The sequence below is a fragment of the Streptomyces sp. NPDC028928 genome (assembly GCF_055564915.1).
Genome location: NZ_JBVHVI010000021.1, coordinates 109081 through 132452, shown reverse-complemented (window position 1 = coordinate 132452; position 23372 = coordinate 109081). Strand labels below are relative to the sequence as shown.

Annotated in this window: 16 protein-coding genes; 8 read left to right on the top strand and 8 right to left on the bottom strand. The window is 71.9% G+C overall.

Translation table 11 applies throughout. From position 1 onward, the window contains the following. The first annotated feature begins 413 nt into the window (after window positions 1-413). Both ACZ4U1_RS36960 and ptsP read left to right on the top strand, forming a co-directional pair. Entirely contained in the window at window positions 414-863 is a 450-nt protein-coding gene (locus tag ACZ4U1_RS36960) for a PTS sugar transporter subunit IIA (RefSeq protein ID WP_467908548.1), read from the top strand. A 79-nt stretch (window positions 864-942) separates the two neighbouring features. After that, on the top strand, window positions 943-2613 hold the full coding sequence (gene ptsP, locus ACZ4U1_RS36955; protein WP_467908547.1) for a phosphoenolpyruvate--protein phosphotransferase: 1671 nt from the start codon (window positions 943-945) through the stop codon (window positions 2611-2613). A gap of 90 nt (window positions 2614-2703) precedes the next feature. Here the strand turns inward: ptsP and ACZ4U1_RS36950 are convergent, their stop codons facing one another. Together ACZ4U1_RS36950 and ACZ4U1_RS36945 are read right to left on the bottom strand one after the other, a co-directional pair. Next, the gene (locus tag ACZ4U1_RS36950; RefSeq protein WP_467908546.1) at window positions 2704-3597 is read right to left on the bottom strand and encodes a hypothetical protein; all 894 of its coding nucleotides are present in this window, start codon (window positions 3595-3597) and stop codon (window positions 2704-2706) included. A 165-nt stretch (window positions 3598-3762) separates the two neighbouring features. Further along, window positions 3763-5730, bottom strand: a complete 1968-nt coding sequence (locus tag ACZ4U1_RS36945; protein ID WP_467908544.1) for an acetoacetate--CoA ligase — start codon at window positions 5728-5730, stop codon at window positions 3763-3765. A 215-nt stretch (window positions 5731-5945) separates the two neighbouring features. Here ACZ4U1_RS36945 and ACZ4U1_RS36940 point away from each other — a divergent pair, with 215 nt between their 5' ends. Next, window positions 5946-8306 carry a glycoside hydrolase family 31 protein gene (locus ACZ4U1_RS36940; protein WP_467908543.1) on the top strand — a complete coding sequence of 787 codons (2361 nt, stop codon included), beginning with the start codon at window positions 5946-5948 and terminating at the stop codon, window positions 8304-8306. A 10-nt stretch (window positions 8307-8316) separates the two neighbouring features. Here the strand turns inward: ACZ4U1_RS36940 and ACZ4U1_RS36935 are convergent, their stop codons facing one another. Then, window positions 8317-8853 (bottom strand): NUDIX domain-containing protein, encoded by a 537-nt coding sequence (locus ACZ4U1_RS36935; RefSeq protein WP_467908542.1) that lies wholly within the window; start codon window positions 8851-8853, stop codon window positions 8317-8319. Window positions 8854-9077: 224 nt separating this feature from the next. Here ACZ4U1_RS36935 and ACZ4U1_RS36930 point away from each other — a divergent pair, with 224 nt between their 5' ends. The 5 genes from ACZ4U1_RS36930 to glpK all read left to right on the top strand — a co-directional run bounded on the left by ACZ4U1_RS36930 (window position 9078) and on the right by glpK (window position 15204). Beyond that, window positions 9078-9524 (top strand): Zn-ribbon domain-containing OB-fold protein, encoded by a 447-nt coding sequence (locus ACZ4U1_RS36930; RefSeq protein WP_467908541.1) that lies wholly within the window; start codon window positions 9078-9080, stop codon window positions 9522-9524. Next, window positions 9521-10711: a lipid-transfer protein gene (locus ACZ4U1_RS36925; RefSeq protein ID WP_467908540.1), complete on the top strand. Its 1191-nt coding sequence runs from the start codon at window positions 9521-9523 to the stop codon at window positions 10709-10711. Before ACZ4U1_RS36930 ends, ACZ4U1_RS36925 begins: the two co-directional genes overlap by 4 nt. 135 nt (window positions 10712-10846) lie before the next feature. Further along, on the top strand, window positions 10847-12499 hold the full coding sequence (locus ACZ4U1_RS36920; RefSeq protein ID WP_467908539.1) for an EAL domain-containing protein: 1653 nt from the start codon (window positions 10847-10849) through the stop codon (window positions 12497-12499). 350 nt (window positions 12500-12849) lie between these two features. Beyond that, the gene (locus ACZ4U1_RS36915; protein ID WP_467908538.1) at window positions 12850-13599 is read left to right on the top strand and encodes an MIP/aquaporin family protein; all 750 of its coding nucleotides are present in this window, start codon (window positions 12850-12852) and stop codon (window positions 13597-13599) included. A gap of 75 nt (window positions 13600-13674) precedes the next feature. After that, complete coding sequence (gene glpK, locus ACZ4U1_RS36910; RefSeq protein WP_467908537.1) at window positions 13675-15204, top strand: glycerol kinase GlpK; 1530 nt, start codon at window positions 13675-13677, stop codon at window positions 15202-15204. An 84-nt stretch (window positions 15205-15288) separates the two neighbouring features. Here glpK and ACZ4U1_RS36905 read toward each other — a convergent pair whose 3' ends face one another. From ACZ4U1_RS36905 to ACZ4U1_RS36885, 5 genes are read right to left on the bottom strand one after another with little or no spacing between them, the layout of a single operon-like run. Further along, window positions 15289-15894, bottom strand: a complete 606-nt coding sequence (locus tag ACZ4U1_RS36905; RefSeq protein WP_467908536.1) for a GTP-binding protein — start codon at window positions 15892-15894, stop codon at window positions 15289-15291. Continuing rightward, window positions 15875-19513, bottom strand: a complete 3639-nt coding sequence (locus ACZ4U1_RS36900) for a hydantoinase B/oxoprolinase family protein (RefSeq protein ID WP_467908535.1) — start codon at window positions 19511-19513, stop codon at window positions 15875-15877. The genes ACZ4U1_RS36905 and ACZ4U1_RS36900 overlap by 20 nt, the downstream gene beginning before the upstream one ends. Window positions 19514-19537: 24 nt before the next feature. Beyond that, complete coding sequence (locus ACZ4U1_RS36895; RefSeq protein WP_467908534.1) at window positions 19538-19933, bottom strand: DUF742 domain-containing protein; 396 nt, start codon at window positions 19931-19933, stop codon at window positions 19538-19540. 9 nt (window positions 19934-19942) lie between these two features. Further along, window positions 19943-20377 carry a roadblock/LC7 domain-containing protein gene (locus ACZ4U1_RS36890; protein WP_467908533.1) on the bottom strand — a complete coding sequence of 145 codons (435 nt, stop codon included), beginning with the start codon at window positions 20375-20377 and terminating at the stop codon, window positions 19943-19945. After that, a complete protein-coding gene (locus tag ACZ4U1_RS36885; protein ID WP_467908532.1) occupies window positions 20374-23184 on the bottom strand; it encodes a sensor histidine kinase in 2811 nt (936 codons plus the stop codon). The genes ACZ4U1_RS36890 and ACZ4U1_RS36885 overlap by 4 nt, the downstream gene beginning before the upstream one ends. Window positions 23185-23372 lie beyond the last annotated feature (188 nt).

The following is a 23372-nucleotide window of genomic DNA, read 5'->3' as shown; positions in this document are numbered from 1 at the left end:
GTTGACTTTTGGCACGCTGTTGAGTTCTCAAGGAACGGTCGCTTCCTTTGTACTCACCCTCTCGGGCTTTCCTCCGGGCTTCCCTTCGGTGTTTCAAACTCTATCAGGGTTTTTCCGTCTCTCTGACCACCCTCCTGCGAACATGCAGAAGGAGATCCAGAGATAGGATCTGACGAGTTTGGGTGCTGCCAGAGCGGAGGGCGCTTGTCGCACGCCTCGTTGCCCCCAGCAGGAGTACGACTGTACACGGAGCCTTGAAGGCGGTGCAAATCCGTCGGGCTGGTGGTCTAGACCACTAGCTGGTAGCTTCCATCCGGAACCGCCACTTCACATGACATACGCTGCTGCTCAGTGCGCCGTCCGGGACAGCCAGTGACGGCCCGTGAACAGCTCCACTCCTTGGGAGGCTTCCCATGACCACCGTGACGTCCCCTATTGCCGGGCGTGCCATCGGACTGGCCGCAGTGCCGGATCCGGTCTTCTCCGGGGCCATGGTCGGCCCGGGCACCGCCATCGACCCCGTGCGTGAGGCCTCCGAGGCCGTGGCGCCCGTGGACGGCGTCATCGTCTCCCTGCACCCGCACGCGTTCGTCGTCGTCGACGAGAGCGGTCATGGTGTGCTCACCCACCTCGGTATCGACACCGTTCAGCTCAATGGCGAGGGCTTCGAGCTGCTCGTCAACAAGGGCGACACCGTGACCCGGGGCCAGGCCGTCGTGCGCTGGGACCCCGCTGCCGTCGAGGCCGCCGGCAAGTCCCCGGTGTGCCCGATCGTCGCGCTGGAGGCCACGGCCGAGTCCCTCACCGAGCTGCGTGACAGCGGTGACGTGAAGGCCGGCGACAGCCTCTTCTCCTGGAACTGACAGCAGTGCCGTCCTAGGGCGGCGAAACAGGACAACCATCGCGGCGGCGGGACCCGCCGCACTATCGGAGACGGGTGAGATGGAGACAACGCTGCGAGGCGTCGGCGTGAGCCATGGCGTGGCGATCGGCGAGGTTCGGCACATGGGTACAGCGGTGCTGGAGCCGCCGGCGAAGCAGATTCCCGCCGAGGACGCGGAGCGGGAGCAGGGGCGCGCCCGTCAGGCTGTGGATGCCGTGGCCGCCGACCTGATGGCGCGCGGCAACCTGGCCGGGGGCGAGGCCCAGGCGGTGCTTGAGGCGCAGGCCATGATGGCCCAGGACCCCGAGCTGATGGCGGACGTGGACCGGCGGATCGCCGTCGGCAGCACTGCCGAGCGTGCCGTGTACGACGCGTTCGCGGCGTACCGGGAGCTGCTGGCCGGTGCCGGGGAGTACCTCGCCGGACGCGTGGCCGACCTCGATGACGTGCGGAATCGTATCGTCGCCCGGCTGCTGGGCGTTCCGATGCCGGGTGTCCCGGACAGTGACCAGCCCTATGTACTGGTGGCGCGGGATCTGGCTCCGGCCGACACGGCTCTGCTGGACCCGTCTCTGGTGCTCGGTTTCGTGACCGAGGAAGGCGGTCCCACCAGTCACAGCGCCATCCTGGCGAGGGCGCTGGGTGTGCCGGCCGTGGTGGCTCTGCCGGGTGCCGGTGAGCTGGCCGAGGGCACGGTGATCGCTGTCGACGGCAGCACCGGTGATGTCTTCGTGAACCCGAGCGAGGAGAAGAAGGCGGAGCTGGAGGCCGCGGCCGCCGAGCGCAAGGCCGCGCTGGCCGCTTCGACGGGTCCCGGTGTGACGGCGGACGGGCACAAGGTGCCGCTGCTGGCCAATGTGGGCGGTCCGGCGGATGTGCCGGCAGCCGTGGAGGCCGGGGCCGAGGGTGTCGGTCTGTTCCGTACCGAGTTCCTGTTCCTTGACGACAGCAAGAACGCTCCTTCCGAGGAGAAGCAGGTGGAGGCCTACCGGCAGGTGCTGGAGGCGTTCCCCGAGGGCCGTGTGGTCGTGCGTGTGCTGGACGCGGGTGCGGACAAACCGCTGGACTTCCTGACGCCGGCGGACGAGCCGAACCCGGCGCTGGGCGTGCGGGGGCTGCGGACGCTGCTCGACCACCCCGAGGTGCTGCGCACCCAGCTGACGGCGCTGGCGAAGGCCGCCGAGGGTCTGCCCGTCTACCTTGAGGTCATGGCGCCCATGGTGGCGGACCGCAGGGACGCGAAGGCCTTCGCGGACGCCTGCCGTGAGGCGGGGCTGCAGGCCAAGTTCGGCGCGATGGTGGAGATCCCGTCGGCCGCGCTGCGTGCACGCTCGATCCTGCAGGAGGTGGAGTTCCTGTCGCTGGGAACCAACGACCTCGCGCAGTACACGTTCGCCGCGGACCGGCAGGTGGGTGCGGTGTCGCGGCTGCAGGACCCGTGGCAGCCGGCGCTGCTCGACCTGGTGGCGCTGTCCGCCGAGGCGGCCAAGGCCGAGGGCAAGAGCTGCGGGGTGTGCGGTGAGGCCGCGTCCGATCCGCTGCTGGCCTGTGTGCTGACCGGTCTGGGTGTCACCTCCCTGTCCATGGGTTCGGCGTCGATTCCGTACGTCCGCGCCACGCTGGCGAAGTACACGCTGGCGCAGTGCGAGCGGGCCGCCGCCGCGGCGCGTGCGGCCGACAGCGCCGAGGAGGCGCGCAGCGCGGCTCAGGCGGTGCTGTCCGGCGAGTAGGCCGTACCGGCGCCTTCGGGGTGCCGGGTTCAGGGGCGTCCTGCCTTCGGGCGGGACGCCCCTGCTGTGTTCCTGTCGCGGTCCTGCCCCTCAGTGGCGGTGGTCCGGTGCCGTGCTCTCCTCTCCGAGGGCGGGGGGCTCGCGGTAGTCGACGCCGGACTCCGGGGGGATGAGGTCGCCGGACTCGACGTCCGTGCAGTAGGCGTCGAACACCTCGGATGCCGTCAGGGGTTCCAGGGCGCCGCCGCGCAGTCGCCAGCCGTAGACGCGGTCGGCCGTGCCCGTGGCGCTGGTGCGCATGACGAGTCCCCCGGGGCTGCGGGTCGCGAGGCCCAGGGCGAGGACGCTGGTGAATTCCAGGGCCTCGGCCTCGTCCAGGCGGGTCGCGCCGTGGGGGTCCTGGTCGGCGTGCAGGACGGAGACCAGGGTGTCCGGTGGTCCGGAGACGGTGCAGACGAGGTGCCGGTCGCCGGGTGGTGCGGTGTCGAGGATGCGGAGCAGGAGTTCGGAGGCGCGGGTGAAGGCTGCCCTGCCGATGTCCTCGCCGCAGGTCGGGCAGGGGCCGAGGCGGGTGAGGAGGGTGGTGGCGTACTCCCAGGTGGCCTGGCGGACGGCTTCGTCCACGAGCGCGGGGAGGAGGTCGGCGAGCGGGCGGCCGTCGTAGGGGATGGTGGGGCCGGTGGCCGCGAGTTCCGCGGTGAACCGGGTCCGGCTGGCCGGGGCCTCCGGGTCGAGGCCGGTGTCCGCGCAGTACGCGGCGTAGTCCTCGGGGTCGAACAGGGCGAGGGTGGTGTGGGTGCCTTCTGCGGCGCGGGCCTTGAGCACGGCCTCCAGCTGCCGGAGGTAGGTCGTGTGGTCGTCGAAGGTGAAGCTTCGGTAGCGCCGCATGGCGCGGAAGTCGTGGTCGTCGGTGAGGACGCCGATGGTGCCGGCGATCTCGCGGCGCAGGACGCGTCGCATGGTCTGGTGGTCGGTGTGCGCCATGATTCCCCCAATGCGCAGTCGATCAGTGCTCACTCACCGTAACCGGCGGCACTGACAATGCCAGTGCCGCCGGTGGTCGTGGACCGGGTGACGGGGACGTCTGCGCAGGTCAAAGCGCTTGGTCCGCTGTGGGGGGCGGATGCGGAGGGTGATGCTCCGTCGGGATCAGGCGCGCTTGCGGGCGAGTTCCTCGTAGAAGCCGAGCAGGGCGAGGTTGTCGATGGAGCCGGGGTTCACCGCTTTGTCCAGGGGGGTGCCCTGCAGCAGGCGCTTGACCGGGACCTCGATGCGTTTGCCGGTGAGGGTGTGCGGGATGCCGGGCACCTCGATGATCTCGTCGGGGACGTGGCGCGGCGAGAGCTGTTCCCGGATGGCCTGCTTGACGCGGTCGAGGAGTGCCTCGTCCAGGACGGCACCCGGTGCGAGGTGCACGAACAGCGGCATCCAGTAGCCGCCGTCGGGCTGTTCGATGCCGATGACGAGGGATTCCTTGATCTCGGGCAGGCGCTCGACGACCTCGTAGATGTCGGCCGAGCCCATGCGCACGCCCTGCCGGTTGAGGGTGGAGTCGGAGCGGCCGTGGATGATCACGCTTCCGCGGGAGGTGACGGTGATCCAGTCGCCGTGGCGCCAGACTCCGGGGTAGGTGTCGAAGTAGCTGTCGTGGTAGCGGCTGCCCTCGGGATCGTTCCAGAAGTGGATCGGCATGGACGGCATGGGCTGGGTGACGACCAGCTCGCCGACCTCGTCCACGAGGGGTTTGCCGCTCGGGTCCCAGGACTGCAGGTCGGTGCCGAGGCCGGGGGCCTGGAGTTCGCCGGTGTACACCGGGAGGGTGGGTACGGCGCCGGCGAAGCAGGAGCAGACGTCCGTGCCGCCGCTGACGGAGGCGATCCACAGGTCGTCGCGGACCTCGTCGTGCAGCCAGCGGAAGCCGTCGGGCGGCAGTGGGGAGCCGGTGGTGGCGACGCATTTGACCTGGGACAGGTCGTAGTCGCGGGCGGGGTGGACGCCGGCCTTGCGGCAGGCCATGACGTAGGCGGCGGAGGTGCCGTAGAGGGTGGCTCCGGTGCGCTCGGCGACCCGCCACTGGGCTCCGGTGTCCGGGTAGCCGGGGCTCCCGTCGTACAGAACGATCGTGGTGCCCGTGAGCAGGCCGGAGACGAGGAAGTTCCACATCATCCAGCCGGTCGAGGTGTACCAGAAGAAACGGTCCTCGGGGCCGAGGTCGCAGTGCAGGCCGAGCTGCTTGAGGTGCTCGACCAGAATGCCGCCCTGCGACTGCACGATGGCCTTGGGCAGGCCGGTCGTGCCGGAGGAGTACAGCACCCACAGCGGGTGGTCGAACGGGACCTGCTCGAAGACCGGCTCGGTGTCCCCCGCCGTCAGCGCCGACCACTCCAGGGCGCCCTCGGGGGCCTCGGTCCCCAGCAGCGGGATGTGGACGACGGCGCGCAGGGTGGGCAGCTCGCGGCGCAGCTCGGCGACGATCTCGCGGCGGTCGTGCTCCTTGCCGCCGTAGCGGTAGCCGTCGACGGTGAACAGGACGACGGGTTCGACCTGCTGGAAGCGGTCGAGGACGCTGCGGGCGCCGAAGTCGGGGGCGCAGGAGGTCCAGACGGCGCCCACGGCGGCCGTGGCCAGGAGAGCGACGACGGATTGGGGGATGTTGGGGAGGTAGCCGCTGATTCGGTCGCCGGGGCGTACGCCCAGGGCGCGGAGTTCGGCGGCGAGGGACCCCACCTGGCGGCGCAGCTCGGACCAGGTCACCGGGCGCGGTTCGTGCGTCTCGTCCACGTACAGGAGGGCGGGTTCGTCCGCGCGGTCGGCCGCGGCGCGCAGGGCGTGTTCGGCGTAGTTGAGGGTGGCCCCGGGGAACCACTGGGCGCCGGGCATGGCGCGGTCGCCGAGCACGCGCGCGTAGGGGGTCGAGAACCGTACGTCGAACCACTCCGTGACGGCTTTCCAGAAGGTGTCCAGCTGGTCGATGGACCACCGGTGCAGGGCCGGGTACCCGCCCTCGGCCGGGGCGCCGTGGTGGTCGGCGGCCCATGCCTGGAACCGGGTGATGCGGGCCTGGGCGATCCGCTGGGGATCGGGCTGCCAGAGCGGCTGGGGGTTCGCGGTCGACATTGAAGCGGCTCCCGGGCTGTGCGCGTCGTGTGCGTCGGTCCGCGCACGGGCTGGGGTGTGCGCGTGACGCGGCTGACAGGGACGATGCCATGTGATCGACTTCTACACCAGGGTGCGCCCCACATAGTCCATGTCATGAAGATGTGGCCCGGGCACGGGTGAACGGCAGTTGAACGACACGCGCGCGTGGGGCGCTCAGTGGCAGGGTGAGCAGCATGGACGGTCGTGACCTGGTGCGTTCGGTGAGTGTGGTCGGTTCGGGAAGGGCGGCTCTGGGGTTGCGTACCGTGCGGGCCTCGTGGCGCAGGAGGCGTCTCGACGCCGCCGGGCTGCCGAGGCGGGGGCCCGAGCGGGCCCGGGTGCCGGGACAGGTGCGGGACGTGGAGCCGGGTCCCGGGGGCGGTCTGATCCGGTTCAGCCGCTCCGAGCTGCGCATCGTCGTGGCGGTGAACGGGGCGGTCTTCTGGGGGTGGGACGGGGCGGGTCCGCAGCCGTCGTACGCGCTGGCGGGAAGTGGTCCCGAGCCGGATCCGCGGGCGGTGCTGGAGCCGGACAAGGACGGCGGCTGGCGGGTGGTGGCCGAGCGGGTGACGGTCGTGGTGTCGCGGCACGGCGCGGTGGAGGTGTGCACGCCGGGCGGGGTGACGCTGCGGCGGGAGCTGCCGCCGCGCTGGTGGGAGCCGGTCGAGGGGGGTGCGGGCCGGTGGATGCTGCGGTCGGAGGTGGCGGCGGACGCCCGGTTCTTCGGACTGGGCGGGCGTGCGTCCGGGCCCCGGCTGCGGGACGGCGGATACCGGCTGTGGAACACCGATCCCGGCCGTGCGTTCGGGCCCGGTGACGATCCGCTGTATCTGACGATGCCGGTGCAGCTGGTGGTGGCGGACGCCGGCACGCACCTGGTGTTCCACGACACCACCTGGGACGGCACGGTCGTCCTGCGGGAGGGTGAGGAGGGCGCCGGGTCCGGGCACGACCGGGCGGGGCACTGCGAGGTCCGGATGGACGGCGGTCCGCTGCGCTGCTGGGTGGCGGTGGGGACTCCCGCGCGCGTGCTGCACACGTGGGCCGCGCTGACGGGGGCGCCCGCGCTGCCGCCCGCGTGGGCGCTGGGTCATCACCACGCGCGCTGGGGTTTCGGCAGCGAGCAGGAGGTGCGCCGGATCGTCGCGGGTTACCAGGAGCACGGGCTGCCGCTGGACGCCGTGCACCTCGACATCGACCACTACGACGAGCACCGGGTGTTCACGGTCGACCGGGAGCGTTTCCCGAAGCTGGAGGTGCTGGCGGAGGAGCTGCGCCGGGACGGTGTCCGGCTGGTGTCGATCGTCGATCCGGCGGTGCGGGCGGAACCGGGCGACGCCGTGTACGAGAGCGGTTCGGCCGTGGACGCGTTCGTGCGGGACGGTCAGGGCCGCCAGGTGCGGGGCGTCGGGTGGGCCGGCGAGTCGGTTTTCCCGGATTTCACGCACGCGCGCGTGCGTGCGTGGTGGGGCGGACTCTACGAGGAGCGTCTGGGGCAGGGCTTCGCGGGGTTCTGGCACGACCTGAACGAGCCGACGTCGTTCAGCGCCTTCGGTGAGCCGACCCTTCCGCGTTCGGCGCGGCACGCCCTGGAGGGGCGCGGCGGCGACCACAGGGAAGCGCACAACGTGTACGCGCTGTGCATGGCCCAGGCCGCCTACGAGGGGCTGCGCGAGCTGGCGCCCGAGGAGCGGCCCTTCCTGTTCTCCCGTTCCGGCTGGGCGGGGCTGCAGCGGTACGGCGGCACGTGGTCGGGGGACGTGGCGACGGGCTGGCCGGGGCTGCGGGCGTCGCTGTCGCTGGTGCTGGGGCTGGGGTTGTGCGGGGTGCCGTACTCGGGTCCGGACGTGGGCGGTTTCGACGGCAGTCCGTCGCCGGAGCTGTATCTGCGGTGGTTCCAGCTGGGCGCCTATATGCCGCTGTTCCGCACCCACGCGAGCCTGCGGGCCGGGCGCAGGGAGCCGTGGGAGTTCGGCGCCGAGGTGCTGGAGCACGCGCGTGTGGCGCTGCTGGAACGCCGGAGGCTGCTGCCGTACTTCGTGACGCTCGCGCATCTGGCCCGGCGGACCGGCGCCCCCTATGTCCGGCCGCTGTGGTGGGGGGCTCCGGAGGACCGGGCTCTGCGCGACTGCGAGGACACGTTTCTGCTGGGCGACGGCCTTCTGGTGGCCCCGGTCCTGGATCCCGGTACGGACCGGCGCGCGGTGCAGCTGCCGCGGGGCCGCTGGTACGACACGGTGACGGAGAAGGTCTACGAGGGCCCGGGCCAGGTCCTGGTGGAGGCACCGCTGTCCCGGATACCGGTGCTCGCGCGCGCGGGGGCGGTGCTGCCGGTGCGCGGCGCCGGCGGCGGGCTGGAGCTGGAGGTGTGGGCACCCGCGCGGGGACGCACCGGGTCCGGGCTGGTGGTGCCGGACCCGGGCGACGGCTGGGACGAACCGGAGATCGAACGCTACGTCGCCCGCCGGCAGGGCGGCCGGGTGGTGGTCACCCGGGACCGGGAGGACGGCGTGGCCGAACCGCCCTATCCGGTGCGCCTGCGGGGGCTCGGCTGAACGGCCGGGCTCATACGTAGCGGCCCTCGAACCACGCCCTGACGGCCACCGTGTGCAGCGGGAAGGCGAGCTCCTCCGGCCTGCGCAGCAGCTGCCAGCCCTCGGTCTCGTCCGTGGGTCCGGAGGGCGGCAGTCCGTCGGCCGGGCGTTCCGGCAGCAGGCCGAACAGCAGCAGGTGCCCGTCGGGCGAACTCATGGCGTCCACGAGCCGCACGTCCCGGGCGGCTGCGTCGATGCCGGTCTCTTCCTTGAGTTCGCGTACGACGGCCTGCTTCCAGTCCTCGCGGTCGTCGATGTAACCACCGGGCAGGGCCGTGCCCCCGCGCGCGGGCGCGACGGTCCGGGTGATGACGACCAGGGCCGTGCCCTTGGTGTCGTACACGGGCTGGAGCGCGATCGCGACCGGCAGCGGGTTGCGGTAGGCGACGGTTGCGCAGGACGGGCAGGTGCGGGGCCAGCCGGAAACGCCCTCTCCAAAGGGCGCGCCGCAGCTCGAACAGTGGGAGTCCGGCGCGGAATTGGCAGTTGGGTGCTGAGTTTCGGACACGCGCGGACTGTATCCGATCAGGGGAGGGGCGTGTTCCGGCAGTGACGGGCCAGGAACGGGCGCAACAGGAAGGGGCGGCCGGAATCACCCCCGTCGGTCCCGGCCACCCCTCGTGTACCACGACGCCGTGGGGTGCCGTTCGGTTCACAGAAACAGCCTGCACATTTCAGATTGCTCGTGGCACACTTCTGACGATCCGTCAGGTCAGCTCCCGGGGAGGACCCTTGTCGCACACACGCAAGCCGGCGGTCGCCGGCTGGTTCACCGGTGAGGGTGACGGCTTCCGGCTCCTGGGCACCCGCTGCACGGCCTGCGCCGCGGTCTTCTTCCCGCGCGAGGACGTCCACTGCCGCAACCCGCACTGTGCGGGCGGCCGCCTGGAAGAGGTCCCGCTGTCACGGAAGGGGCGAATCTGGTCGTACACCGACAGCAGATACCGCCCGCCGTCACCCTATGTGAGCAATCCGGAACTTCCGTGGGAGCCGTACTCGTTGATCGCGGTGGAGCTGGAGGCCGAGCGGATCGTGGTGCTGGGGCAGGCGGCTCCCGGGGTCACCGTCGCCGATCTGACGGTGGGCATGGAGGTGGAGGTCGTCCCCGGTGTGCTCCATCGGGACGCGGAGACGACCTGGACGATCTGGCACTGGCGGCCGACGGGGGTGGCGGCATGACGGACGACGTGGCGGTGCTCGGTGCGGGCATGCACCCCTGGGGCAAGTGGGGCCGTGGCTTCGTGGAGTACGGGACGGCGGCGGCCCGCGCGGCACTCGCGGACGCCGGTCTCGACTGGCGGGACATCGGCTCCGTCGTGGGCGCCGACACGGTGCGCGGCGGGTATCCGGGACATGTCGCGGGGGCTACGTTCGCCAAGGCCCTGGGCTGGCAGGGAGCCAGGGTGACCAGTGTGTACGCGGCGTGCGCGTCCGGGGCCCAGGCCATCGCCGCCGCGCGGGCCCAGATCCTCGCCGGTCTCGCGGACGTCGTCCTGGTGGTGGGCGCGGACGCCGCACCGAAGGGATTCTTCCGGCCCGCGGGCGGGGATCGCCCCGACGATCCGGACTGGCTGCGTTTCCGCCTGCTGGGCGCGACGAATCCGGCGTACTTCGGGCTGTACGCGCGGCGGCGGATGGCGGTGCACGGGGACACCCCGGAGGACTTCGCACGGGTCAAGGTGAAGAACGCCGCGTTCGGAGCGCTCAATCCGTACGCCCGGTACCGCAAGCGGGTCACCGCCGAGGAGGTGGCCGCCTCCGCGGTGGTCGCGGATCCGCTGCGGCTGCTGGACATCTGCGCCACCTCCGACGGCGGGGCCGCCCTGGTGCTGTCCGGCCTGGACTTCGCGCACCGGCACGGTGTCGCCCGGCCGGTGCGGATCCGGGCGGTGTCGACGGTGACGCCCCGCTTCCCGAACACGGTGCTGGACCTGCCGGACATCGCCACGGACTCCGCGGTCGCGGTGGCGCCCGCGGCGGAGACCTTCCGGGCGTCCATCGCCGGGGCCGCCTACGAGGAGGCGGGTATCGGCCCCGAGGACCTGTCCCTGGCCGAGGTGTACGACCTGTCCACCGCGCTGGAGTTGCAGTGGTACGAGGATCTCGGGCTCTGCGGCGAGGGCGAGGGGGTGAAGCTGCTCCGGGAGGGCGCGACCGCCCCGGGCGGCCGGATACCCGTGAACACCAGTGGCGGGCTGGCCTCCTTCGGCGAGGCGGTGCCGGCTCAGGCCATCGCCCAGGTGTGCGAGCTGACCTGGCAGTTGAGAGGCACGGCGGGGGACCGTCAGGTCGCCGGGGCGCGGGTGGGTATCACCGCCAACCAGGGACTCTTCGGGCACGGCTCCTCGGTGGTCGTCGTGCGGTGAGCGGGGCCAGGCCGGGGCGTGATGCGCCGCGCGCGGAGGCGTGGAGGCTTCCACGCTGTGTGATCAGCCCGGAATCCTGCGTGAACGTCTCATGAACTGCGCCTGGGCGTGCGCGAGCAACGCCATCATGCTCCCGTGCACTCCTGGACGGATAATCTCCGCTTCGCCTTCCAGCCGGTGGTGAACCTGAGGACGGGCGCGGTCGCCGCACTGGAGACACTCGCCCGCCCGGAGACCGGCGACGTCCTGTCCGAGGCCCGCCGGAACCCCGAACTGGACGGCAGGCTGACCGTGCTGGCGCTCCGTGCGGCGGCCCGCAAGGAAACGCTGCTGCCGCTGCACCTGAACGTGTTCGCGGCCACGCTCGCCGACCTCGGCGGGCTCACACCGCTGCACGACGCCGTGCGCGCGGCGGGGCGCATGACCTGGGAGGTGACGCTCGACATCGTCCCGCCCTACACGCACGTGCCGCAGCGGGCCCTGCTGGAGGCGGTGGCCGCGCTGCGCGAACAGGGGTTCCGGATCAGCGCGGACGGCATCGGCGACGGTGACGTACCGCTCAGGCTGCTCACCGACCTCTCCCCCGACCTGGTCAAGCTCGACGCCTCGCTGCTGTCCCGGCCGGCCGCGGTCCGGGCGATGCGGACACTGTGCGAGGAACTGGGCGCTCTGGTGGCGGTGGAGGGCGTGGAGACCGAGCTCCAGTGTGCGGCCGCCCTGTCGGCCGGTGCCCAGCTGGCCCAGGGAGAGCTGTTCGCGCCGCCGGCCCGGATCCCCGCGGCGGACGTATACGTTCCGCCGCTGACTGCCGGTGCTCTGGACGTGCCCCGCTCCGGGCCGTCGGTGCGGGAGTTCGTGCGACCCGCCGCCGTACTGCCGCTGACGGCCTCGGCGGGGCAGGTGCGGGCGCTGCTGACCGGTTCTCCGGACGTCTCGGGGGTGCTGCTGGTGGACCAGGCCGGGCGGCCCGTCCGGTCGGTGCACCGTTCGCGCTTCCTGCTGTCGATGTCCGGCCGCTACGGACACGCCCTGTACGCCGACCGGCCGGCCTTCAAACTGGGTGACGCGCCCCGCACGGTCGGCGTCGACGCGACGGCGTGGGAGGTGCTGGACGTGGTGGCGGTCGGCGGCCGGGACCGGACCTCGGACGACGTGGCGGTGGTCGACCAGCGGGGCCGGTGCGTGGGGGTCGTACGGCTGGCGGACCTGGTGCGGGCGCTGGCCGAGAGCCGGGTCGAGGAGGCCGCCGGGCTCAACCCGCTGACCCGGCTGCCCGGTTCGGACGCGATCGTGAGCGAGGTGGACCGGCGGATCGCCGACGGGCGGGCGTTCGCCCTCAGCTGGCTGGACATCGACCACTTCAAGCAGGTCAACGACGGAGCCGGGTTCGCCGCGGGCGACGAGCTGATCCGTGCGGTGGGCCGCGCGCTCCAGCAGGCGGTCGCGGGACACGCGCGCGTGGGACACATCGGCGGAGACGACTTCCTGGTGCTGGCCGAAGAGGAGGCGCTCGATCCACTGGTGGCGGCCGTACTGGACGCTCCCTGGGCGGCGGGCGGACAGCCGGTCACCCTCTCCCTGGCAACCGTCGTCTGCGGCCCCGGAAGTGTGGGAGACCACCACCAGGCCGCCGCCCACCTCGCCCCGCTGAAGAAGGCCGCCAAGGCGCTGAACGGCGCGAGCTGGGTGCTCGGACGCGCCGGGCTACCCGGCCACGAGGTCCGGCGCGGCGGCCCGGGGCCGACCCCGGCACCGGCCGGATACGCGGCCGCCGAACCGGGTTGGTGAAACGGCCGTTCCGTATACGTCCGTTGCCGTGAACCGGGAGCGCCGGGGCCCGTGAAAAGGTCGGTGTCACCGTCGCTGCCGGCAACCTTGACGCCCCCGGGACGCCGGTGAACACTTCCCGGTGTCAGCCGACATCGCCGTACATTCTCGGCGTTATCAGGCACTGCGGCACGGGTCTGTCCTGCTCCACGGCCCGGCCTTCCAGGGCGATCCGGCTGCGACGGCACGCTCGTCACGGACGCCGGGCGGGGCGCGGGGTCGTGCCTGCCTTCGGCTGAAGTCGCCGAGGGAACCGTCCTGCACGACAGGGCCGGGGCCGATCGGCCCCCACCGGCGCCAAGGGAGCCGCCATGAGCAACGGAGACATTTTCGTCGGCGAGGTCATCGGCACCGCGATTCTGATCCTGTTCGGCGCGGGCGTCTGCGCCGCCGTCACCCTCAGACACTCCAAGGCGCGGGCCTCGGGCTGGATCGTGATCGCGTTCGGCTGGGGCTTCGGCGTGCTCGCGGGCGCGTACACCGCCGCTCCCCTCTCCGGCGGCCAGCTCAATCCCGCGGTCACCATCGGCATCGCCGTGGACACCGGCGAGTGGGGCAGGGTCTGGGTGTATCTGCTCGGGCAGATCGTCGGCGCGATGCTCGGCGCCGTACTGGCCTACCTGGTGTACCTCGCCCAGTTCCAGGCCAACGTCCGCACGGAGGGCACCACGGACGGCACCGCCGGTGAACCCGTGCCGACCCTCGGCATCTTCTCCACCGTTCCGGAGATCAGGCACCCGGTCGCCAACCTCGTCACCGAGATCATCGCGACCGTCGCGCTCGTCCTGCCGGTCCTCGCCTTCGGGCTCACCGAGGGGCTCGGCGAATCCGGCACCACCGTGCTGATCGTCTCCTTGCTCGTCGTGGGCATCGGCCTCTCCCTCGGCGGGCCCACCGGCTACGCCATCAACCCCGCCCGCGATCTCGGCCCGCGCATCGTGCACACCTTCCTGCCGATCCCCCACAAGGGCACCTCCGACTGGGGTTACGCCTGGATCCCGGTCGTCGGCCCGCTCATCGGCGGAGCGCTGGCCGGCCTCGTCTACAACGCGGCCTTCTGATCCACCGGCTGCCGATTCCCGTACGGCCTTGCGGCCAGCGATCCGACCCAGCGACCCAGCGACCCAGGGACAGCCATGACGGACACCGCCGACACGTACGTCGCCGCCATCGACCAGGGCACCACGTCCAGCCGCTGCATCGTCTTCGACCACAGCGGCGCGATCGTCGCCGTCGACCAGCGCGAGCACCGGCAGATCTTTCCCAGACCCGGCTGGGTGGAGCACGACGCCACCGAGATCTGGTCCAAGGTGCAGGCCGTGGTGGCCGGTGCGCTCGCCAGGGCCGGGCTGCGTCCCGACCAGCTGAGCGCGCTCGGCATCACCAACCAGCGCGAGACCACGGTCCTGTGGGACCGCACCACGGGCAAGCCGGTGCACAACGCGATCGTCTGGCAGGACACCCGCACCGCGGCCCTGTGCACCGAACTCGGCGGCACGGACGGCCAGGACCGCTTCCGCGAGAAGACCGGGCTGCCGCTGGCCAGCTATTTCTCCGGGCCCAAGGCGGCCTGGCTGCTGGACCATGTGCCCGGTCTGCGGCAGCGGGCCGAACGCGGTGAGATCGCGTTCGGAACCATCGACTCCTGGCTGATCTGGAACCTCACGGGCGGCACCGACGGCGGCCGGCACGTCACCGACGTCACGAACGCGGGCCGCACCATGCTGATGAATCTGGACACGCTCCAGTGGGATCCCTCCATCCTGTCCGCGATGAACGTGCCCGAGGCCGTGCTGCCCGAGATCAGGTCCTCCGCGGAGGTGTACGGCACCGCGGTCGGGCAGCTGTCCGGGGTGCCGGTGGCCTCGGCGCTGGGCGACCAGCAGGCCGCCGTGTTCGGGCAGGCCTGCTACGACGTGGGCACCGCGAAGAACACCTACGGCACCGGCAGTTTCCTGCTGCTGAACACCGGAAACCGTCCGGTGCCGTCCAAGAGCGGGCTGCTGACGACGATGGGCTACAAGATCGGCGGGGAGGCGCCGGTGTACTGCCTGGAGGGGTCCATAGCGATAACGGGTGCGCTGGTCCAGTGGTTCCGCGACCAGCTCGGGATCATCCGCAGCGCCGACGAGATCGAGACGCTGGCGGCGAGCGTCGAGGACAACGGCGGGGCCTACATCGTGCCGGCGTTCTCCGGCCTGTTCGCGCCCTACTGGCGCTCCGACGCGCGCGGAGTCGTCACCGGCCTCACCCGGTACGTCACGAAAGCCCACCTCGCGCGCGCGGTGCTGGAGGCGACCAGCTGGCAGACCCGCGAGGTCGTGGACGCCATGTACCAGGACTCCGGGGTGCGGATCACCGCCCTCAAGGTGGACGGCGGCATGACGAAGAACAACCTCCTCATGCAGCACCAGGCGGACGTCCTCGGTGTGCCGGTGATCCGGCCCCGCGTGTCGGAGACGACGTGCCTGGGCGCCGCCTACGCGGCCGGGCTGGCCACGGGCGTGTGGAACGACCTGGACGAGCTGAAGTCGCACTGGCAGAAGGACGCCGAGTGGACACCGGCGATGGAGGACGCGGTCCGCGACCGCGAGTACCGCAACTGGCGCAGGGCCGTGGACAAGAGCTTGGGGTGGCTGGCGGAGGACGCGGACGCAGAGGCGTAGAAGCCCCCCGCACGCGCGCGTGGGCCGGCGCACAGGACCACGGCCCGTACCCCGGTCGGCGGGGGTACGGGCCGTGCCTGCCGGTCAGCCGGGCACGGCCTGACGGTGGTCGGCCGCGTACTCCATCGCGTGCTGGACGAGCCCGATGAGCACCTCCTTGACCGACTCCCGGTCACGGGCGTCGCACAACAGCACGGGCACGTCGTCGTCCAGGTCGAGAGCCTGGCGGACGGACTCGGCGGGGTAACGGGCGGCCCCCTCGAAGCAGTTGACGGCGACGAGGAAGGGTATGGAACGCCGCTCGAAGTAGTCGACGGCAGCGAAGCAGTCCTCCAGGCGGCGCGTGTCGGCGAGGACGACGGCACCGAGCGCGCCCTCGGACAGCTCGTCCCACATGAACCAGAACCGTTCCTGCCCGGGCGTCCCGAAGAGGTAGAGCACCAGGTCCTCGCGCACGGTGATGCGGCCGAAGTCCATGGCCACCGTGGTGGTGCGCTTGCCCTCCACACCGCTGGTGTCGTCGACGGGGCGCCCGGCCTCGGTGAGCAGTTCCTCGGTGCGCAGCGGCCTGATCTCGCTGACCGCGCCGACGAGGGTGGTCTTGCCCACGCCGAATCCGCCGGCCACAAGGATCTTGAGCGTGACGGGCTCGACCGGGGGCTTGCCGCGCTCAGAACGCCCGAGGATCATCGGTCTCTTCTCCTGCTTGACGGGGGTCGGGCGACGGTCGGCCGTAGCCGCCGCCGCCAGGGGTTTGGATGACGAGTACGTCGCCGGGACCGACGTCCGCCGAGCCGCTTCCGCCGAGGTCGGTGACCGTGCCGTCGGCTCGCTCCACCCGGTTGGCGCCGAGCGCGCCGGGGGCGCCGCCGGCCATGCCGTACGGGGGCACGCGGCGGTGCTGGGAGAGCGTGGAGACGGTCATCGGTTCGAGGAAGCGGATGCGGCGGACGGCGCCGTCGCCGCCGCGCCACCGTCCGGCACCGCCGCTGCCGCGCCGCACGGCGAACTCCTCCAGGCGGACCGGCAGCCGCCACTCCAGGATCTCCGGGTCGGTGAGCCGGGAGTTGGTCATGTGGGTCTGGACCACGTCGGCACCGGGGAAACCGTCGCCGGCGCCGGATCCGGAGGCGACGGTCTCGTAGTACTGGTGCCGGTCGTTGCCGAAGGTGACGTTGTTCATGGTGCCGGAGCCCTCGGCCTGGACGCCGAGTGCGGCGTAGAGGGCGCCGGTGATGGCCTGCGAGGTCTCCACGTTGCCCGCCACGACGGCGGCGGGCGGTTCGGGAGCGAGCATGGAGCCGGCCGGCACGACGATGTCCAGGGGGCGCAGGCACCCGTCGTTGAGCGGGATGTCGTCGGCGACCAGGGTGCGGAAGACGTACAGGACGGCCGCGTTGACGACCGCGAAGGGCGCGTTGAAGTTGGTGGCGAGCTGTGCGGAGGTGCCGGTGAAGTCGATGGTCGCCCGGCGCTCGGTGCGGTCGACGCGGACGCGGACCCGGATGACGGCACCGGAGTCGGTCTCGTAGGCGTACTCGCCGTCGTCCAGGGCGTCGATGACGCGGCGCACGGCCTCCTCGGCGTTGTCCTGGACGTGCCGCATGTAGGCCTGGACGACGTCGAGGCCGAACTCCTCGATCATGCGGCGGACCTCGTCGACGCCCTTCTGGTTGGCGGCGATCTGGGCGCGCAGGTCGGCGAGGTTGGTGCGCGGGTTGCGGGACGGGTACGGCGCCTCGGTGAGCAGGCGGCGGGTCTCCTCCTCGCGGAAGCGGCCGTTCTCGGCGAGGAGCCAGTTGTCGAAGAGGACGCCCTCCTCCTCGATGGTGCGGCTGTGGGCCGGCATGGAGCCCGGGGCGATGCCGCCGATCTCCGCGTGGTGGCCGCGGGAGGCGACGTGGAACAGGATCCGCGGCTCACTCTGCGTGTCCGCGACCCGGTCGGTGTCGAAGACGGGGGTGATCACGGTGACGTCCGGCAGATGCGTGCCGCCGTGGTACGGGTCGTTGACGGCGTAGGTGTCGCCGGGTCGCATGGCGGAGCCGCGGCGGCGGATGACCTCTTTGACGCTGGTGCCCATGGAGCCCAGGTGGACGGGGATGTGGGGGGCGTTGGCCACCAGGTTCCCGTCCGGGTCGAACAGGGCGCAGGAGAAGTCCAGCCGTTCCTTGATATTGACGGACTGGGCCGTGGACTCCAGGCGTGCGCCCATCTGTTCGGCGATGGACATGAAGAGGTTGTTGAAGACCTCAAGGAGAACCGGATCGGCTTCCGTGTCGAGATCGGAACTCTGCGTAATCGCCGTGCGTTCCATGAGCAGATGCCCGTCATCGGTCGCGGTGGCCCGCCAGCCGTCGTCGACGACGGTCGTGGCGCCGGGCTCCGTGATGATCGCGGGGCCGGTGACGGTCTCGCCGGGGGGAAGGGCCTCCCGGCGGTGGAGGGGTACGTCGCGCCAGGCGCCGCCAGTGTGGAGAGGGACGGTGCCGGGTGCCAGGGAGCGGCCCTCGTACGGGGCGAGGGCGGAGAGATCGGGGGGTGCGGTGAGGCCGGTGGCTTCGACGGAGAGGGCTTCCACGACGACCGGGCGGTCGAGGGTGAAGGAGTACGTGGCGCGATGACGTTCTTCGAAGGCGTGCCTCATGGCGTCGGGCTCGGCCAGTTCGACGGTGAGGGTGGTGTCGGTGCCGTCGTAGCGGAGCTGGGCGCGCCGGGTGACCTGGACGCGGTCCTCCGGGACGTCCTCGGCGACGAGTTCGGCGCGTGCGGCGGCCTCCAGGTCGTCGGCCGTCTTGCGGATGCCGGGCATGGCGGCGGCTTCCAGGTGTGCTTCCACGGACTTTTCGCGCATGGCCGTGGTGTCGGCGAGGCCGATGCCGAGCGCGGAGAGCAGGCCGGCCATGGGGGGTACGAGGACGGTGCGGATCCCGAGCGACTCGGCGACCCGGCAGGCGTGCTGGCCGCCCGCGCCGCCGAACGTGGTCAGGGCGTAGCGGGTGACGTCGTGACCCTTCTGGACGGAGATCCGCTTCACGGCGTTGGCGATGTTGGCGACGGCGATCTGCAGGTAGCCCTCGGCCACCTGTTCCGGGGTTCGGTCGTCGCCGGTACGTTCGTGGATCTCGTGCGCGAGGGCGGTGAACCGGTCACGGACGAGGCCGGCGTCCAGTGGCTGGTCGCCGTCGGGCCCGAACACGGCGGGAAAGTGGGCGGGCTGGATGCGGCCGAGCATCACGTTGGCGTCGGTGACGGTGAGCGGGCCGCCGGCGCGGTAGCAGGCGGGGCCGGGGTCGGCGCCGGCCGAGTCGGGGCCGACCCGGTAGCGGGAGCCGTCGAAGTGCAGGACGGAGCCGCCGCCGGCGGCGACGGTGTGGATGTCGAGCATGGGGGCGCGCAGCCGGACACCCGCGATCTGCGTGGTGAAGACCCGCTCGTACTCGCCGGCGAAGTGGGAGACGTCGGTGGAGGTGCCGCCCATGTCGAAGCCGATGACACGGTCGAAGCCGGCGCGCTGCGACATGCGGGCCATGCCGACGATGCCGCCGGCCGGACCGGAGAGGACGGCGTCCTTGCCACGGAACTGTCCGGCCTCCGTCAGCCCGCCGTTGGACTGCATGAACATCAGCCGGACGCCCCGCAGTTCGTCGGCGATGTGCCGCACGTAGCGGCGCAGCACGGGCGAGAGGTAGGCGTCCACGACGGCGGTGTCCCCGCGCGGGACCAGCTTCATCAGCGGGCTGACCTCGCTGGACAGCGAGATCTGCGGGAAGCCGACACGGGCGGCGAGTTCGCCGACGGCGCGTTCGTGGCCGGGGTGGAGGTGGCTGTGCAGGCAGACGACGGCGATCGCGCGGATCCCGTCGTCGTACGCCTCCCGGAGCGGGCCGGCCAGGGCGTCCAGGTCGGGGGCGCGCAGGACGGTGCCGTCGGCGGCGACGCGTTCGTCCACCTCCAGGACCCGTTCGTGGAGCAGCTCGGGCAGCTCGATGCGGCGGGCGAAGATGCGGGGGCGGTTCTGGTAGGCGATGCGCAGGGCGTCGCGGAAGCCGCGGGTGACGACGAGGAGGGTGCGTTCGCCCTTGCGTTCCAGCAGGGCGTTGGTGGCGACCGTGGTGCCCATGCGGACGGCTTCGACCGGCTCCGGGGAAGCACCGAGGAGTTCGCGCACGCCGGCCACGGCCGCGTCGGCGTACCGGGCCGGGTTGTCGGACAGCAGTTTGTGCGTGAGCAGGCGGCCGTCCGGGCGACGCGCGACGATGTCGGTGAAGGTGCCGCCTCGGTCGACCCAGAACTGCCAGCCAGTCACGTCACTACCCCGCTTCCGCGCCGGTCACAGCGCCCGGAGGCCGTTGATCACGTCGCGCAGAATACTCTCGTCCGGCAGCTCGGCCGGGGGGACCGGGCGGTTCACATGGACGAGTTCCGCGTGCACCAGGTCGCCGATGAGGACGCGGACGACTCCGATGGGCAGATCGAGTTCCGCGGCGAGTTCGGCGACCGACTGCGGTGCGTCCCGGCAGAGTCCGACGATCTCCACGTGTTCGGGGGACAGTGTCGGGTCCGATTCCGGGTCGCCGGTGCCGGGCTCCGTGACCACCACCGCGATCAGGTCGAGGCGGTGCTGGGCCGCACTCGTGGTGCGGCCACGCGTCATGGCGTACGGACGGACGACCGGCCCGGCCTCGTCGTCGAACCAGTGGTTTCTTCCCTGACCGTCTGCGCTCATGCCATCCCACTACCCGCCTGTGGGCAGATCGGTGCGCGGGGCGGTGCCCAGATGCACGCCGACCCGCTTGACCAGGAGCGTCATCTCGTAGGCGACCTGCCCGATGTCCGAGTCGGCGTCCGAGAGGACGGCGAGGCAGCTGCCGTCCCCGGCGGCGGTGACGAAGAGGAAGGCGTCGTCCAGCTCGACCACCGTCTGCCGGACGCTGCCCGCGTCGAAATGGCGGCCCACGCCTTTGGCGAGGCTGTGGAAGCCGGACGCCACGGCAGCCAGATGCTCGCTGTCCTCCCTGGTCAGGTCCTTGGAAACGCCCGTCGGCAGTCCGTCGCCGGACAGGATGACGGCCTTGCGGATGCTGGCGACCCGGTCGACCAGGTCGTCCAGGAGCCAGTTCAGCTCCCCCTTGCCGGTTGCCGTGTGGCCGGTCGCCTTCGGTGCGGTCATCGACCGTCCCCCTTAGTCGTTCCTTGTGCTGTGCCGTTCCGGGCCCCGTCGCCCGCGGCGTTCTCCTCCCGGCCGCGCTGCCAGCCTCGCTGGAGCGAGGCCATCCGGCTGCGGACCTCGTCGGCATCGCGGTCGGCGGGCGGCGCCGCGCTCTCGGCGCGCCGTTCGGTGTCGTGCTTGAGCTGGGGGGCCAGGCTCGCCTGGCGTACGCGCCGGGGCAGCGCTCCGGCGCCCGGCTCGGGGCCCGTGTCGCCGGCTGTGCCGCCGCGGGGCGCGGCCGTGTCCGCCGGGCCGCCGGTGCCGGGTGCCCTGGGCCGGGTGCGCCGGGGCAGGGCCGGAGCCTCGGACGTCGTGCCCGCGTCCTCGGCCGGGCTCGCGGCGCGGTCCTCCGTCCGGTCGGTGGGCCCGGCGGGGCGCCGGGAGGCGGTGCCTCGGCGGCGGGCGGGCAGCGGGGCCAGTCCGCCCGTGTCGGAGCGACGCGGACCGGTGGAGGACCCGGGGCCCGGTTCACCTCGGCGGGGCCGCTGGTCACTGACGGGCTCGCCGTGCGAGCTCACCAGCTTGGGGGTCTGCCGTCGGGGCAGAGGTACGGGCCCGTGGTCGCCGGTCTCGTCACGGGAGGGCCGGTCCGCCTGCGGGGCGGACGGCTGCTCGTCGCCGTCCGGACGGGACCGGCGCGGGAGGAACAGGCCACCGCGCTCGCTGTCCACGTCCGGGAGGGCGCCGGGGAAGTCGTCCAGCGCGTCGAGATCGACGGGCGCCTCCAGCTCGACCGGGCCGTCCAGCAGGGAGGTCGGCAGACCGGGCAGCTGCAGCGGTGCCGGGGACCGCCCGGCGGTACGGCCCAGCGCCTGCTCGCTGCCCTTCGCCGGACGGTCCCGGTCGAGCCGGAAGCCGATGCCGTTGGTGTCCGGGACGTCGTCGCTCAGCAGCGCGTCGGGGATGAACACCACCGCGGTGGTGCCGCCGTACGGCGACGGCTGGAGGGAGACCCGGACGTTCTGGCGCTGGGCGAGGCGGCTGACCACGAACAGGCCGAGCCGGTCGGTGTCGGAGAGTTCGAACTCGGGTGTTTCGGCGAGGCGCAGATTGGCGTCCAGCAGTGCCTCGGCGGTCATACCGAGGCCCCGGTCGTGGATCTCCAGGGTGAACCCGTTGGCGACCCGCTCGCCGACGACCTGGACGGCGGTGTGCGGGGGCGAGAAGACGGTGGCGTTCTCCAGGAGTTCGGCCACGAGGTGGGTGAGGTCGGCGACGGCGGGACCGGTGACGGCGACCCGCGGCAGCCGCCGGACCTCGATGCGCTCGTAGTCCTCGACCTCGGCGACCGCGGCGCGGACGACGTCCATCAGCTGCACGGGCCGGCGCCACTGCCGGGAGGGCGCGGCGCCGGAGAGGATCACCAGGCCCTCGGCGTGCCGGCGCATACGGGTGGTGAGGTGGTCCAGGCGGAACAGGTCGGCGAGTTCGTCGGTGTCCTCGGTGCGGCGCTCCATGCTGTCGAGGAGCGTCAGCTGCTTGTGCAGCAGCACCTGGCTGCGGCGGGCGAGGTTGACGAAGACCTCGGAGACACCGGCGCGCAGTTCGGCCTGCTTGACCGCGGCTTCGACCGCCGCGCGCTGCAGCGTGTTGAGGGCCTGCCCGACCTCGCCGATCTCGGTCTTGTCGTACTCCAGCCGCGGTACCTCGGTCTCGACGTCGACCTGTTCACCCGCGGAGAGCCGGCGCATCACGCTGGGCAGCCGGACACCGGACGCCTCGTGCGCCTCCAGGCGCAGCTGGCGCAGGTCGCGGACGAGGGCGCGGCCGACCCGGACGGACAGGACGACGGAGAGCAGGAGCGCGACCAGTCCGACCACGCCCGCGACGGCCGCCTCCGCGATGACCTTCACGGCGACGGGGCGCACGCGGTCCTGGAAGCGGTCGCCCACCCCGTCGTCCAGGGTGCCGAGTTCGTCCAGGACGGCTGCCGCGGCGGAGTCCCAGCTCTTCGCCGTGACACTGCCGGGGGTGCCGGAGCCCGTGGCGACGACGGTCTGTTCGGCCCTCCGCAGCGGGGCGGTGGTGGCGTTGTTCCAAAAGTGTTCGTAGCGTTCGCGCTCGGCGTCGGGCAGCAGCGGAAGGCTGATGTCGTACAGGAGGGTGCGCTGGGCGACGAGGTCGGAGATCTCACGGGCCTCGTCGCGGGTGAGCCGGCCGACGACGAGGGAGGAGCCGAGCAGGGCGTCCTCACGGGAGAGCAGCTCGCGGGCACGGGTGATGTTGACCAGGGCGCGGGCCTGCTTGTCGACCTCGACGTCGTCGATGCCGTCGAGGGACGCGAGGAGCGCGTAGCAGGGGTCCACGAGGTGGTTGTAGAACTTGAGCGCCTGCGCGCGGGTGACGGTTCCGTCCTCGACGCCGCTGCGCAGCGAGTCGAGACCGTTGAGGGCGTCCAGGACTGCGGTGAGGTGCTCGCTGTCGTCCGCGTCCAGGCCGGCCCGGAGATCATGGTCCTTGGCGTTCTTGCGGAACGTGCTGATCGTCCGGTCGGTGGCGGTGCGGGTGCGGTGCAGTCCCGAAAGGGCTTCGGAGGCGCGCGGGTCGGCGAGGTAGACGAGGGTCTGGCGGCGCTCCTGCTGCAGGACGCGGACGGTATCCTCGGCGGGGTAGCCGATCTCCTCGACGACGTCGGTCACGCGGAACAGCCGGGCGACTTCGCGCCCCGTCAGCACCGTGGTGAAGCCCCAGATGGCGGTCAGGGACACCAGCGGCACGAGAAGCAGCGCCACGATCTTCCGGCGGATCGACTTCCCGCGAAAGCGCATGGCCTCCCCCAGCTCGACCCCCGCCGGCCGGGGGTGCTCATGTCCATCTACAAACGGCGCGAGCCTACTACCGCCTCACAGTTAACTCGAAGACATGTCCGGAGGGTGAACTTCCGCAACCGGGGCGGGAGATGACGAGTTGTCCGGGCATTGGGGGAGATTGTCACCGCGATCCCACACCCGTGCCC